The 14,969-nt window shown below is 63.2% G+C and carries 10 protein-coding genes; 3 read left to right on the top strand and 7 right to left on the bottom strand.

Annotated features, from left to right (window positions below; genetic code table 11):
* Window positions 1–97 precede the first annotated feature (97 nt).
* On the top strand, window positions 98–1,207 hold the full coding sequence (locus JK232_RS15005) for an endonuclease/exonuclease/phosphatase family protein (protein ID WP_072933562.1): 1,110 nt from the start codon (window positions 98–100) through the stop codon (window positions 1,205–1,207).
* 146 nt (window positions 1,208–1,353) lie between these two features.
* On the opposite strand, the gene JK232_RS15000 is transcribed toward JK232_RS15005, so the two are convergent.
* The 6 genes from JK232_RS15000 to JK232_RS14975 all read right to left on the bottom strand — a co-directional run bounded on the left by JK232_RS15000 (window position 1,354) and on the right by JK232_RS14975 (window position 8,298).
* Window positions 1,354–2,385 (bottom strand): bile acid:sodium symporter family protein, encoded by a 1,032-nt coding sequence (locus JK232_RS15000; protein WP_072933560.1) that lies wholly within the window; start codon window positions 2,383–2,385, stop codon window positions 1,354–1,356.
* A gap of 90 nt (window positions 2,386–2,475) precedes the next feature.
* A complete protein-coding gene (locus tag JK232_RS14995) occupies window positions 2,476–3,519 on the bottom strand; it encodes an oxidoreductase (RefSeq protein WP_072933559.1) in 1,044 nt (347 codons plus the stop codon).
* Window positions 3,520–3,619: 100 nt separating this feature from the next.
* Entirely contained in the window at window positions 3,620–4,552 is a 933-nt protein-coding gene (gene araC, locus JK232_RS14990; RefSeq protein WP_072933558.1) for an arabinose operon transcriptional regulator AraC, read from the bottom strand.
* A gap of 124 nt (window positions 4,553–4,676) precedes the next feature.
* Window positions 4,677–5,693 carry an L-arabinose ABC transporter permease AraH gene (araH, locus tag JK232_RS14985; protein WP_072933556.1) on the bottom strand — a complete coding sequence of 339 codons (1,017 nt, stop codon included), beginning with the start codon at window positions 5,691–5,693 and terminating at the stop codon, window positions 4,677–4,679.
* A gap of 14 nt (window positions 5,694–5,707) precedes the next feature.
* Complete coding sequence (araG, locus tag JK232_RS14980) at window positions 5,708–7,243, bottom strand: L-arabinose ABC transporter ATP-binding protein AraG (RefSeq protein WP_072933555.1); 1,536 nt, start codon at window positions 7,241–7,243, stop codon at window positions 5,708–5,710.
* A gap of 71 nt (window positions 7,244–7,314) precedes the next feature.
* The gene (locus JK232_RS14975; RefSeq protein WP_072933553.1) at window positions 7,315–8,298 is read right to left on the bottom strand and encodes an arabinose ABC transporter substrate-binding protein; all 984 of its coding nucleotides are present in this window, start codon (window positions 8,296–8,298) and stop codon (window positions 7,315–7,317) included.
* Window positions 8,299–8,675: 377 nt separating this feature from the next.
* Between JK232_RS14975 and JK232_RS14970 the strand changes: the two genes are divergently transcribed.
* A complete protein-coding gene (locus tag JK232_RS14970; RefSeq protein ID WP_072933551.1) occupies window positions 8,676–10,385 on the top strand; it encodes a ribulokinase in 1,710 nt (569 codons plus the stop codon).
* Window positions 10,386–10,437: 52 nt separating this feature from the next.
* Window positions 10,438–11,943 (top strand): L-arabinose isomerase, encoded by a 1,506-nt coding sequence (gene araA, locus JK232_RS14965; protein WP_072933549.1) that lies wholly within the window; start codon window positions 10,438–10,440, stop codon window positions 11,941–11,943.
* A gap of 105 nt (window positions 11,944–12,048) precedes the next feature.
* On the opposite strand, the gene JK232_RS14960 is transcribed toward araA, so the two are convergent.
* Entirely contained in the window at window positions 12,049–14,796 is a 2,748-nt protein-coding gene (locus JK232_RS14960; protein ID WP_212589348.1) for a hypothetical protein, read from the bottom strand.
* Window positions 14,797–14,969 lie beyond the last annotated feature (173 nt).

Below are 14,969 nucleotides of genomic sequence, written 5' to 3'. Positions count from 1 at the left end.
CTGCGCCCCTGCCCGCCCTTTTCTGATTCCGCCTCCCCCTGCTGGTAAAACCGCCTGCCCTGACTACGCTGAAAGCAGCGCAACACAGGAGAAGGCTATGCGTCTTGCATCGTATAACGTGGAAAACCTGTTCGACCGCGCCGCGGTCATGGACCAGACCGGCTGGAGCAAAGGCAAGCCGGTGCTGGAGAAATTCGCCGCCCTGAATGAGCTGCTGGGCGAGATCACCTACACCGACGCGATGAAGAAAAAAATGGTGTCGCTGATGAAGGATCTGGGGCTGGAGCGTTCAGACACCGGCCCGTTTGTGATTCTGCGGCGCAACCACGGCGCGTTGCTGAAACGCCCGCGGGCCGGGGGCCTGGAGATCACGGCCGGGGGGCGTGCGGACTGGGTCGGCTCGCTGGAGCTTATCGAGGAGCCGGTGGATGAAATTGCGATGCGCGTCACCGCCAAAGTGATGATTGACCTGCAAACCGACATCCTGGCGGTGATTGAGGCGGAGAGCCGCCCGTCGCTGGCAGCGTTTAACCAGGAGATCGTGAGGGCGATGGGCGGTGAGCCGTTCCGCCATGTGATGGTGATCGACGGCAACGACACACGCGGCATTGATGTCGGGCTGATGACCGGCCCGGACTACCCGATCGGCGAGATGCGCAGCCACGTGGATGACCGCGACGGCGAGGCGCTGGTCTTCTCGCGTGACTGCCCGGAATACAGCATCCCGCTGGCCTCCGGCGAAACGCTGTGGGTGCTGGTCAACCACCTGAAAAGTAAAGGTTACGGCAGCAAAGGCAGTTCAGATGCCCGCCGACGCCGGCAGGCAGAGCGGATCAAGGCGATTTACCAGCAGCGGATCGGCGAAGGCCACCCGCTGATCGCGATTGTCGGGGATTTCAACGACACGCCGGAGAGTGACCCGCTGGCCCCGTTGCTGAAAGAGACGGATCTGCGTGACGCCTTCACCCACCCGGCGTTCGATCAGGGCGGCTATCCCGGCACCTGGGGCAACTGCAACGCGGATAATAAGCTCGACTATATCCTGCTGTCACCGGCACTGTGGGATAAGGTGAAAGCGGGCGGCGTGCTGCGCAAAGGCATGTGGCCCGGCGTCCGCCCGGTGAAATGGGAGGCCTACCCGGAGATCAAAGAGCCGATCAACGCCGGGTCTGACCATGCCGCCCTGTGGGTGGACCTCGATATTTAGCCGCCGGCCGGAGGATAGCCGCGCTGGCCTCTCCCCCGGCTCCGGTTGCCCGGCATCGCCAGCCCGGCCCAACCACAAAGGAGGGTCTGGTTCAGCCTCTTTCTGGCATGAACATGGCGGGAAAGGCCCCCGCCGGGAGAAAGGGGTTAACGGCGCGCCGGGCTTTTCACCGCCGGTGCCGGGGCGGCGGCAGCCTGCTCTGCCGCGGTACGGCGCGCATAGCGGGCGGCCAGCACCGAACAGACCATCAGCTGCACCTGGTGGAAAATCATCAGCGGCAGCACCATCGCGCCGACCGCCGCCACCGGGAACAGCACGTTGGCCATCGGGATGCCGTTCGCCAGGCTTTTCTTGGAGCCGCAGAACACAATGGTTATCTCATCGGCCGTGCTGAACTTCAGCAGCCGCGCGGCCCAGGTGTTGATCACCAGCACAATCGCCAGCAGCACCAGCGACATCACCAGAATCGACAGCAGTGACCAGCCGTCAATCTGCTGCCAGATCCCTTCCACCACCGCCGCACTGAACGCGGTGTAGACCACCAGCAGGATCGAGGAGCGGTCAGTGATGTTCACCAGCTTTTTGTGGCGCTGCACCCAGTTGGCGATCAACGGGCGCGACAGGTGGCCCACCACAAACGGCACCATCAGTTGCAGGATGATCGACTCAATGGCGTGCAGGATGTCCGGGCTGTTGCCGCCGTCCTGGGTCTGCATCAGCGCGCCGACCAGCAGCGGCGACAGGAACACGCCGAGGATGCTGGAGGCAGAGGCGCTGCAAATCGCCGCCGCGACGTTCCCGCCCGCCACCGAGGTAAAGGCAATGGCCGACTGCACGGTGGCAGGCAGCGCACAGAGGTACAGGAAGCCGAGGTAAACGGTCGGCGTCAGGATGCCCGCCGGCACCAGCGCTTTCATCGCCAGCCCCAGCAGCGGGAACAGGGCAAAGGTGCTGAGGAACACCACCAGGTGCAGCCGCCAGTGGCCCATCCCGGCGATAATCGCCTCGCGTGACAGCTTCGCGCCGTGCATAAAGAACAGCAGCGCAATCGCTGCGGTGGTCAGGTATTCAAAAAAGAGTTTGGTGTTGCCTTCACACGGGAACAGGGAGGCGATGATCACTACCGCCACCAGAACCAGCAAAAAGGTGTCTACCCGCAGACGTTGCAACCAGGACATGACACATTCCCTTCCATCGTAAATTAACGCGCTTTAACGCACACAGCCCCAAAAAAAACAGGCACCGGCGTACCGGCACCTGCATCATGATTACGCCCTGACCGGCAAGGCGCGTTTCTGGCCGGCCGACTCCAGCCCCAGCTCAATCAGCTCCATCACCCGGATCGCGTCCGCGGCGGTGACCGGGTTATTGCCCTGCCCATTGATGGCGTCACGCACCTGCGCATAGTAGGCCGGGTAGTTGCCCGGCAGCGTCAGCACGGACTTTTCCGCCATGATGCCGTCATGCGCCAGCGTCAGCACGCCGTCACGCATGTCATAGCCCCAATCCTCCTGCGGCAGGCGCTCACCCGCTTTCAGGCGATCTTCCTGCGGGTCGAGGCCAAATTTCACGTAGCTGCCCGCGGTGCCCTGCACGGTGAAGCGCGGGGTTTCGGCCGCGGCGTACACGGTGCTGTGCAGCACCACGCGCAGGTTACGGTAGCTGAGGATGGCGTGGAAGTAGTCCACGGCGCGGGCGTTGGGGCGCAGCATACCGAGGTCAACGTAGAGGCTGTCCGGCATGCCGAACAGTTGCAGCGCCTGGTCAATCAGGTGCGGGCCGAGATCAAACCAGATGCCGCTGCCGGGGCCGCCGCCTTCGCGCCAGCGGTTGCGGACTTCCGGGCGGTAGCGGTCAAAGTGGGATTCAAAATAGACGATGTCGCCGAGGCTGCCTTCGCCGATCAGCGATTTCAGCGTCAGGAAGTCGCTGTCCCAGCGGCGGTTATGGAACACCGACAGCACCTTGCCGGTAAGGCCCGCCAGTTTCTCCAGCTCGCGCGCCTGCGCCAGCGTCACGGTAAAGGGTTTGTCCACCACCACATGTTTACCGGCGGTCAGTGCCGCCTGCGCCAGCGGGAAGTGGGTTTCATTTGGGGTGGGGATCACCACCAGATCGATAGTGGGGTCATCAAACAGGGCCTGCGGGTCTTTTACCACCTTCAGCGAAGGCCAGTCCGCCGCGACCTTCCCGGCGTCACTGCTGGAGACCGCCGCCAGCTCCAGGCCCGGCGTTCCCGCCAGCAATGGCGCATGGAAGGTTTTACTGGCATAGCCGTAACCCACCAGCCCGACACGAATTTTTTCAGCCATTTCACATCCTCTTGAACAGTAACCTGTCACGATTTGACACCATGACAGGCGGCAGAACAAGAGTAAATTAATTGTTAACTGATTTTAACATCAGCAACGGTTAATAGCGGTAACCGGCGACCTCCTGTTCCGGCCACGGGCGTTCCCGGTAGGGGCGTGCCGGGTAGTTAATCTCGGTGCTGCGGCGGCGGAAATCACTGGGGCTGACGCCGACCCGCTTGCGGAACACGCGGGAGAAGTAGAGCTGGTCGTCGTAGCCCACCACGCGGCCGATGGTGGCGATCGACTCCTGGGTGGTCTGCAACAGCAGCTTGGCGCGGATCACCCGCTGGTCTTCCCGCCAGCGCAGGATATTGATGCCGACCTGCTCGCGGAACAGGTGCGCCAGCCGTGACGGTGACAAACAGACGTGGCGCGCCACCTCATCAATCCGCAACTCCCCCGCCAGGTTGCCGGTGATGAACTGGCAGGCTTCAATCACCCGCGGGTCGAGGATTTTCTGCGGGCTTTGCGGATCCTCTTCCATCGCCCGCAGCAGCAGGCGCTCCAGCAGGTTCATGCCCAGCTCCTCGGAGAAGCGGCGGCCGGAGCGCTGGGTCTGCTCAATGTTGGCAAACAGCCGGTCGAACTCCAGCAGCAGGGTGTTGTCCGGCAGCGTGAGCCGCCCGACGTCATTGGTTTTGCTGCGCCACTCCAGCCAGTCGGCCCAGTAGGCGCGCGGGCGGAAATAGACCCAGCGGTGGTACCAGCAGTCGCTGTTGGCGGAACGGCCATAATGGTGTGAGGCTTTCGGCGGGAACAGCAGCAGGTCACCGGGGTTGCAATAGAAGGTCTGTTCGCCGTCAAACACTTTGCCCTGCCCTTTGATGGTCAGGTTAAGGATGTAACCTTTCATGCCGCCCGGCCGGTCAACAAAGAAATCAAGCGGGCCTTCGGCCATGATCGGCGTCAGCCCGGCGACTAAATAAGCATTGAAGTTATACCCCGGCAGCAGCGGGTTTGGTTGCGGTTCCTGGATCATGCGGTGATACATCTGAGCCTCCAACATCAACGCGTTAACTTAGCAGAGTGCAGACAAGTCTACCGGGCGACAAGCCTGCCGCCCGATAAGGTTATGAAATTGTGAACAAGATGCGGGTTTGTTCACCTTTGCAGCATCAAACCGTGCGCTTGGCCGCTTGTTTGTAGCGGTCAAAAATCACCGCTGCCAGCAGGATGGCGCCGCGCACCACATACTGCGAGAACGGCGAAATATTCAGCAGGTTCATGGCGTTTTCCACCGTGCCGAGGATCAGGATACCGGCAATCACGTAGGAGATTTTGCCGATGCCGCCCTTCAGCGACACGCCGCCCAGCACGCAGGCGGAGATCACGATCAGCTCATAACCGATAGAGGTCATCGGCTGGCCGCTGGTCATGCGCGAGGCGAGGATGATGCCTGCCGCGGCGGATACCAGCCCGGAGAGGATAAAGATGATGATTTTGGTGCGCACCACCGGTACCCCGGCCAGCCTGGCGGCTTCCTCGTTGCCGCCGATCGCCAGCGTGTTGCGGCCAAAGGTGGTTTTATTCAGCAGGAACCCGAACAGGATCAAACAGCCGACGGTTATCCAGATCGGTGCCGGCAGGCCGAACCAGTTGGTGTAGCCCAGCGCGAAGAAGCGCTCATCCTCAATGCCGACCGCTTTGCCGTCAGAGATGATGTAGGCCAGCCCGCGCACAATCTGCATGGTGGCGAGCGTGGTGATCAGCGCATTGATCTTCAGTTTGGCGATGACAAAGCCGTTGACCAGCCCGGAGATCAGGCCCAGCCCCATCCCGGCGGCAACGCCGATCCAGAGGTTTTCCGTCAGGTTAATCACCACTGCCGCGGTGACCCCGGCGCAGGCGATGACGGAGGCGACGGAGAGGTCAAAGTCCCCGGAGGCGAGGCAGAACAGCATCCCGCACGCCACCATCCCGGACATCGAAATCGCCAGCCCCAGCCCTTTCATGTTGATGAACGAGGCAAAGTTCGGCACAAACACCGCACAGGCAATAAACAGCACGGCAAACACCACCAACATGCCGTAGCTGTCCCAGACGCGGGAGAGGCCAAGGCCACGGGCTTTTACCGGGCCATTTTCCGGCTTGAGACTTTTTGTTTTCATAGCAGGCGTGGTAACACTGGACATCATGCATTCCTCAATCAGGCAACCGCCGCAGCGGCATCGGGGGCAATATCAGGGGTGCGCAGCATCGCCAGGCTGAGCGCTTTCTCTTCGGTGGCCTCGTCGTGGGTCAGCTCGCCGGAGAGCGCGCCTTCCCGCATCACCAGGATCCGGTCGGCCAGGCCCAGCACCTCCGGCAGATCGCTGGAGGCGAACAGCACGGCAATGCCCTGCTTCGCCAGCTCATAGATCACGTGGTAAATCTCATGTTTGGCCCCGACATCAATGCCGCGCGTCGGCTCATCGAGCATGATCACTTTCATCTCTTCCGACAGCCAGCGGCCTAAAATCGCCTTTTGCTGGTTGCCGCCGGAGAGGTTCATGATCAGCTGGTGGGCGGTCGGCGTTTTGATGTTCAGCCCACGGATATGCTTGTCCGCGTTGGCACTCTCCCAGCCGTTGTTGATCAGGCAACCGGCGGTCAGGGTTTTGCGCCGGGCGCTGATGTTGATGTTTTCACGCACCGAATGCACCGGGATGATGCCGTCCGCTTTGCGGTCTTCCGGGCAGAGCATGATCCCGGCGCGGATGGCGTCAATCGGCGAGCGGATGGTGAGCGGTTGGCCGTCGAGCGAAAGCTGGCCGCCGGTGATGCGCGTGCCGCCAAACAGCCCTTTCATCAGCTCACTGCGCCCGGCCCCCACCAGCCCGAATAGGCCGACAATCTCCCCGGCGCGCACCTCGAGCGAGATGGGCGTCCGGACGCCGGGCGCTTTCACGTTATCGACTTTCAGGCGCACCGCGCCGTGCGGGCGCGGCGAGTAACCGTAGACGTCACCGAGGTCACGCCCCACCATCGCCTGCACCAGTTTTTCGTTGTCCACCTGCGCCATGTCGTCAAAGGTGCGCACATAGCGCCCGTCTTTGAACACGGTGATGGCGTCGCTCAGCGCAAAGATCTCCTCCATGCGGTGCGACACATACAAAATCACCCGCCCTTCGGCGCGCAATTCACGGATCACGCGGAACAGCTGCTCAATCTCGCGGGCGGAGAGCGAGCTGGTCGGTTCGTCAAAGGCGATCACTTTGGCGTTGCGCGCCAGCGCCTTGGCGATCTCCACCATCTGCCACTGGCCGATGGAGAGGTATTTCAGCGGGGTGTCCGGGTCAATCTCCAGCCCCAGGTGTTTCAGCTGCAACTCCGCCTCATAACGCAGCAGCTTTTTGTTCACCAGCCCGCGCTTTTGCGGCAACTGGCCGAGGTAGATGTTCTCCGCCACCGTCATCTCCGGCACCAGGTGCAGTTCCTGGTAGATGATGGCGACCCCGGCGTTCAGCGCGTCGGTGGTGGAGCTGAAGGCGACCGGTTGCCCTTTCAGGCGGATTTCGCCGCTGGTCGGGGTGTAGTTGCCGCTGAGGATCTTCAGCAGCGTGGATTTACCGGCGCCGTTTTCGCCCATCAGGGCGTGGATCTCACCGGCGCGGCAGTGGAAGCTGATGTCGTCCAGCGCTTTCACGCCCGGAAATTGCTTGCCGATGGCGCAAAACTCCAGGTAGGGCGACTGCGTTGTCATGGCATTGACCTCATGGGTAACAGGAACAGGTTCGGGTGCGGGAAACGGCGGCCGTGACGGCCGCCGCAGGATCACATCAGCCCTTTCTTCTGCAATTCCGGTTTGAAGTTGTCACGGGTGATCAGCACCACGTCGGTGACTTCGGTGAATTTGGCCGGTTCAGCGCCTTTTTCTACCCAGTCATGCAGCATCTGGATGCTCTTGTAGCCGTGGATGTCCGGGCTTGGCAGCAGTGAGCCGTAGAAGCCGGTGGCCTGCGCTTTGGAGAGTTCGCTGACCGCGTCCACGCCGTTGATGCCGATGCCGATCACGTTCGGCGCTTTGAAGCCCTGGCCTTCGGTGGCGCGCACGCCGCCCAGCACGGTGTTGTCATTCATGCCGATGATCAGCCAGTTTTTCACTTCCGGGTGCTGCACCAGCAGCGAGTTGGCGGCATCAAACGCGCCGGGGATGTCATTGGATTTGGTCGGGATTTTGTAGATCTGTTTTTCCGGGAACCCGGCGGCTTTCAGCGCGTCCATTGAGCCGGTGGTGCGGCGGCGGGCGGTGTCCAGCTCGTCGGCGGTGATGGCCATCACGCCGGTTTCAGCCGCGTTCCAGCCGCGCTTCTGCATCTCTTTATACAGCTCCTGCCCCTGGCGTTCGCCAATCTTGGTGGCGGCCATCATCACCAGCGGCACGGTTTCCATCGGTTTGCCTTTGGCAGTCACGAACTGGTCATCCACCGCGATCACTTTCAGGTCATAGCTGCGCGCCTTCGCCATGATGGCCGAGCCAAGTTTCGGGTCCGGCGTGCAGATGACAAACCCTTTCGCGCCGCTGGCGGCCAGGCTGTCAATGGCGTTCAGCGTTTTCTCGCCGTCCGGCACCGCAATCTTGATCACATCAAAGCCGAGATCTTTGCCCGCTTTATCAGCGAACTTCCACTCCGTCTGGAACCACGGCTCCTCGGGCTGCTTGACCAGGAAACCGAGTTTCATGGTTTCGGCGATAGCTGAATGTGACATAACCGCAGCCAGCGCGACGGCAGCGAGTCCCTTAGTGAATTTATGCATGATGCTCTCCGGTCTTATTGGTGTTGTTCACCCGGTGCAACGGGCGGTGTGAAAACGCTATCAGTAGAGGTAAAACGGGGTGGGCTTGCCGTGAGTGCCCGGTTCAGGCGCATTGCGGCCGCACACCCTCTGTAAGACGGGGTAAGTTTTAACGGGAATCAAGACGCAAAATGTAGAGCGCTATCACATCTGGGGATTACAGCAGGAAAGTGCATAGATATAGCAAATTTAGCCAACCATTAACTTTTGACTGACATCACAGAAACATTCAAAGAAGCAGGAAAGTGCATACTTGCAGCAAGCGGCTCCTCACCCTGCGCACCCCCACGCTCCTATGGTAGTCAGCACTTACCCTGAGAACCAAAGGAGTACCCAGAATGACGCAAGGTGCCATTGCTATCGGCCTTGATTTCGGCAGCGATTCGGTACGCGCGCTGGCAGTGGATTGCCAACGGGGCACTGAACTCGAGACGGATGTCGTGTACTACCCACGCTGGCAGGAGGGCCGCTACTGCCGCCCGGCGCACAACCAGTTCCGCCACCACCCGCTCGACTATATCGAGGCGATGGAGCAGGCTCTTCGCAACGTGGTCAACCGCTTAAGTGCAGAACAACGCGCGGCGGTGGTCGGCATCGGCGTGGATTCCACCGGCTCGACGCCCGCCCCGGTGGATGCCGAAGGCCGCGTGCTGGCGCTGCGCCCTGAATTTGCTGACAACCCGAACGCCATGTTCGTGTTGTGGAAAGACCACACGGCGATTGAAGAAGCCGAAGAGATCAACCGCCTGTGCCGCAGCGGCCGCTTCCCGGATTACACCCGTTACATCGGCGGCGTCTACTCCTCTGAGTGGTTCTGGGCCAAGATCCTGCATGTTTCCCGCCAGGATGCCGCCGTGCGTGACGCCGCCGCCTCCTGGGTGGAGCTGTGCGACTGGGTACCGGCGCTGCTGGCCGGGAAAACCGCGCCGGGCGACCTGCTGCGCGGGCGTTGCAGTGCCGGCCACAAAATGCTGTGGCACCCGTCGTGGGATGGCCTGCCGCCGCGTGACTTCTTTGAAGCGCTCGACCCGTGCCTGGTGGAGAACCTGCCCTACCCGCTGTTCACCGACACCTTTACCGCGGAGGTGCCGGTCGGCACCCTGAGCGCCGAATGGGCAGAACGCCTCGGCCTGCCGCAGAGCGTGGTGCTCTCCGGCGGCGCGTTTGACTGCCACATGGGCGCCGTGGGCGCCGGGGCGCAACCCTATACGCTGGTGAAGGTGATCGGCACCTCCACCTGCGACATCCTGCTGGCGGATGCAGAGCGCGTCAACGACCGCGCCATCGCCGGGATTTGCGGCCAGGTGGACGGCAGCGTGGTGCCGGAGATGATCGGCATGGAGGCCGGGCAATCCGCCTTCGGCGACATGTACGCCTGGTTCAGCCGCCTGCTGAGCTGGCCGCTGAAACAGGCCGCCGCCGCCAACCCGGCGCTGGCCCCGCAGCTGAAACAGATTGAAGCGGATCTGCTGCCGTCCCTGACCCGTGCCTGGGCGGAGGACCCGTCGCTGGAGACGCTGCCGCTGGTGCTGGACTGGTTCAACGGCCGCCGCACCCCGAATGCCAACCAGCGCCTGAAAGGTGTGATCACTGACCTGAACCTCGGCACCGAGGCCCCGGCACTGTTCGGCGGCTTTATCGCGGCCACGGCCTTCGGCGCGCGCGCCATCATGGAGTGCTTCGAGCAGCAGGGCATCCCGGTGGAAAACGTGCTGACGCTGGGCGGCATCGCCCGCAAATCCCCGGTGATCATGCAGGTGTGCGCCGATGTGATGAACCGCCCGCTACAGATTGTCGCCTCTGACCAATGCTGTGCGCTGGGTGCGGCGATCTTTGCCGCGGTAGCCGCCGGCGAGTACGCCAGCGTGCCGGACGCCCAGCAGCAGATGGCCTGCGCCATCGAACGCACGCTGCAACCCGACCCGGTGCGGGTCGCGGAGTTCCAGCGCCTGTATGAGCGTTACCAGCAGTGGTGCGCCGCCGCCGAGCCGCGTTTCGCCCACGCCCCGGCCCAGCCTGCCGCCCCGGTGGCGGAACCCCTTGCCTAATTTTTCCGGCGGGTGCCCGTCACCCGCCCCCCTTTTTTGTCAGGAGTTGCAAATGGACGCATTTAAACAGCAAGAAGTATGGTTTGTGATCGGCACCCAGCACCTGTATGGGCCGGAAACCCTGCGCCAGGTCAAGGAGAACGCCGAGCAGGTGGTCAACAGCCTGAACAAAGAGGCCGGCCTGCCGGTGAAACTGGTGCTTAAACCGCTCGGCACCTCGCCGGATGAGATCACCGCCATCTGCCGCGACGCCAACTACCAGAACGACTGTATCGGCATCATCACCTGGCTGCACACTTTCTCCCCGGCCAAGATGTGGATCGCCGGGCTGAGCATCCTCAACAAGCCGCTGTTGCAGTTCCATACCCAGTTCAACGCCCAGGTACCGTGGGAAACCATGGACATGGACTTTATGAACCTGAACCAGACCGCGCACGGCGGCCGTGAGTTCGGTTTCATCGGCGCGCGGATGCGCCAGCAGCACAGCGTGATCGCCGGGCACTGGCAGGACGGCGAATCCCACCGCCGCATCGCCCAGTGGATGCGCGTGGCCGCCGCCCGCCAGGAGAGCCAGCAGCTGAAAGTGGCGCGCTTCGGCGACAACATGCGTGAAGTGGCCGTGACCGAAGGGGACAAAGTCGGCGCACAGATCCAGTTCGGCTACAGCGTCAGCGCCTACGGCATCGGCGATTTGGTCAGTGTGATCAATGAAGTCAGCAAAGGCGATGTCGATACGCTGATCGAGGAGTATGAGGCGAGCTACACGCTCACCGACGCGGTGAAATCCACCGGCGACAAACGGGAAAACCTGCTGGACGCGGCGCGCATTGAGCTGGGCATGACCCGCTTCCTGGAACAGGGCAACTTCCGTGCCTTTACCACCAACTTCGAAAACCTGTGGGGGATGCAGCAGTTGCCGGGCCTGGCGGTACAGCGCCTGATGCAGAAAGGTTACGGCTTCGGCGGCGAAGGTGACTGGAAAACCGCCGCGCTGCTGCGCATCATGAAAGTGATGGCCAGCGGGCTGGAAGGCGGCACCTCCTTTATGGAGGATTACACCTACAACTTCCAGAGCGGCAACGATCTGGTGGTCGGCTCGCACATGCTGGAAGTCTGCCCGAGCATCGCCAAAGAGCAGAAACCGACCCTCGATGCCCAGTACCTCGGCATCGGCGGCAAAGCGGACCCGGCGCGCCTGATCTTCTCCACCCCGGCCGGCCCGGCGCTGAACGCCAGCGTGATCGACATGGGTGACCGTTTCCGCCTGCTGGTCAACGTGGTCGATACCGTGGAGCAGCCGCACCCGCTGCCGAAACTGCCGGTGGCGCGCGCCATCTGGAAAGCCCAGCCGGACCTGCCGACCGCGGCGGAAGCCTGGATCCTCGGCGGCGGCGCACACCACACGGTGTTCAGCCAGGCGCTGAACCTGGAGCATATGCGCCTGTACGCAGAGATGCACAATATCGAACTGCTGGTGATTGACAACCAGACCACGCTGCCGGCCTTCAAGGACGCGCTGCGCTGGAATGAGGTCTACTACAAGATCTGCGCCAAATAAGCCTGCCCGGCCGCGGAGGTCAGCGGCTGAGACAGCAAACAGGGATACAAAAAATCAGTAAAAAAAGAGTGGGCCCCGGCCCACTCTTGTCATTTCTGCTCACCACTATTTCTGCGTTTTTTGCGCATCCCCAGCCGCCGGATCGCTGCCCGGATCCACTGCCTGACCTGCCTCAGCGGGCTGCCCTCCGGCGGGCGCGGCGGCATCGGGCGCGGAACCAACAACGATTTCCTGGAAACCGATGTCGTCTGCGTCACCGTCGCTGCCGGCCGGTTCCGCCGCTGCCGTCTCCGTTGCCGCCTGCGTTGCCGACTCCGGTACAGCGGGTGCCGCTGCCGGCTGGGCACTGCTCCCATTGATTACCGGTTCTGCCGCTGCCGCCTCTGCGGCGGGCTGGCTGCCGTCAACCGTGCTGCCGTCCTCTGACTGCACAATAATCCCGGCGGCCGGTGTCACCGTTTGCCCCGCGGCCAGCGCCTCGGCCGGTTGGTCCGGGATAGCCGCGCTCCCGGCGGTGTCCTGGCCGCCGGCTGAATCGCCGCTGGCCGTGCCATCCTGCGGCTCGGTGCCGCTGCCGCCGGTGGGCTGGGTGGCAGCGCTCCCGGTAGCCGCATCGGCGGGTTGGGCCGCTGCCGCGCTGCTGTCTGCGGCGGCGGGCTGGGGGGCCGCAGGCGCTGCCTCACCCCCTGCCGGGGCAGCCTGATCCTGGCCGGCCGCAGGCACCGCGTCGGCCGGGGTTTCGGCGATCACCTCTTTACCGCTGGCCACCGCGTCCGGGGAGTACTCCCCTGCTTCAGTCGGGCCATCCTGCTGCGCCGTCTGCACCCCGTCTACCGGTGCAGCGGATGCCGCCGCCTCAGTGACCGCCTGAGTTTCCCCGCTGGTGGGTGTACTGGCGGAAATCGCCCCGCCGGTATCGCCGCTGGTGGTGCCGTCCTGCGGCTCGGTGCCGCTGCCGCCGCTCGGCTGGGTCGCGGCGTTATCGGTACCGGTACCGGCAGCCAGCGCATCTGCCGGCTGGTCCGGGATGGCACTGCTGCCCGCATCCGCCGCCGGCTGGCCGGCCGGTGCGGCAGCCGGGGCAGCCGCAGGCTGATCCTGACCGGCAGGCGGTAAGTGTTCGGGCGGGGTTTCGGCAATCACTTCTTTACCGCCCGGATCAGGCACCTCTTTCCCAACCGGCTGCACATCTCCCGACGGGGCTGCCGCGGCCTTAATTTCGATCATCTGTTTCTCCGTGATGTTACCAAGGGGCATGTTTGTGCGCGGGTCACCGCTGCTGGTGCCGTCCTGCGGCTCGGTGCCGCTGCCGCCGCTCGGCTGGGTGGCGGCGTTATCGGTGCCGGTACCGGCGGCCAGCACATCCGCCGGCTGGTCCGGGATGGCGCTGCTGCCCGCGTCAGCCGCCGGCTGGTCGGCCGGGGCGGCCGCAGGCTGGGCGGCGCTGTCAGGGGCCGGTGCCCCGCCTGTGGCCGGATCCTGGCCCGCAGGCGGGACGCGATCCGGTGGGGTGTCACCGATCACTTCCTTGCCGCTCGGGGGCACGCCGGGCGCAGGCTCGGTGCCGGCAGGCAGGACATCCCCCACCGGGGCGCTGCCCGCCTCAACCACCGTTTTCTGGGTGACGTTGGCGATCGGTGCGCCCGGTGCGCCGGACGCGCCGGGGTCACCGCTGGTGGTGCCGTCCTGCGGCTCCGTACCGCTGCCGCCAGTGGGCTGGGTGGCGGCCTGGCTGGTGCCGGTGCCCCCTGCCAGCACGTCAGCGGGCTGGTCAGGGATCGCCGACACCGGTGCGATGCCCTGCACCGGGGTGCCCACCGGCGGCGCGTTGCCGGTAATCGCCTTGAGGGCCGCCGCGCCCAGTTGGGTGGTGAGGTCAGTCAGTGCCTGGCCGGCGGCGTCACCGGCCGCAGACGCCGCCGCGCCCGCGATCCCGGCCATGATCTGCCGTGCCTGATCCAGCACGCCGCTTTCGCGCTCTTTCAGGAAGGCTTTTGCCCGTTTTGCCAGCACGTCAGCCGGTTGGTCCGGTACGGTGGCCGCCGCAGAGGCTTTCTCCGCCAAGGTCTGCCGGGCCGCCGCCGCCGCAGCCGCCAGCCCCGCCTCAACGGTCTGTTTTGCCAGTTCTGACGGTGCCGGTTCACTGCCGTTCTGCGGGGCGGCGTTCTGGGCGCTCTGCTGGGCCGCCCCCTCTTCCACCCCAAAGATCGAGTAATCCACCAGCATGTTCCCGGTCAGGTCAGTGACGGCATTCTCTTTGCGCTCACCGTAGGGGTAGTGTTGTTTGCGATTCAGGGAGAGGTAGAGCAGGCCCAGTTGCTCGTCGTCCTCATCCTGCAACCGCTGGGACATCACCTCCGTGACAAACTTGGTGATCTCCACCCCGGCCCGGAAGGCCGGGTTGGCGGCAGTGGCCACCAGCGAGCCGAGCGACGTGGCGAAGTTATGGAACTCCGCATGGTCAGCGATCGATGAAAACACCGACCCCAGTTCACGGGTGTCCTTATTGCTTTTGATCGCCATCAGGCACCAGTTGACGTCTTCCGGAATTTTGTCACTCTGGAACAGGTTGTAACCGGTGGTGCCGAAGGTCAGGCGGGCGTTGTCCTTCACATTTTCCACGGTAGTCAGGATCTGCGAGGAGCTGACGCTCTGCACCGCGCGGGCCAGCAGCGCGGTTTTCTGGGCCGGATCATTACTGTCCAGCCAGGTGTCAATGTCGGGTAAAATAGATTGGCTGGTGGTCACAAAGCTGATTAATTTCACGTCCGACAGATCTTTGCGCCAGTTAAACAGGGTCCGGGTTGACCCATTACTGGTCAATTTCACTTGGTTGGCTCGGAAATAGAACATAATGTACCTCTTCTTAATGTGGAGTAAATGCGGCCTGGCGGAGTTAGCCGCAGAAATAAAAGCATCTCGTTACGCATTAATGACCAACAGCACGTTATGAAATAAAAGGGCGTGCGCCCTGCCCCCTCCCGCATTCCCTGACGCGGCATGAGCGCACAAAACCTGTTATTTTT

It is taken from the genome of Nissabacter archeti (assembly GCF_018257325.1).
Classification (GTDB): Bacteria; Pseudomonadota; Gammaproteobacteria; order Enterobacterales; family Enterobacteriaceae; genus Chimaeribacter; species Chimaeribacter arupi.
Note: the sequence above shows the minus strand (reverse complement) of the source record. Positions and strands in the feature narration are given on the sequence as shown.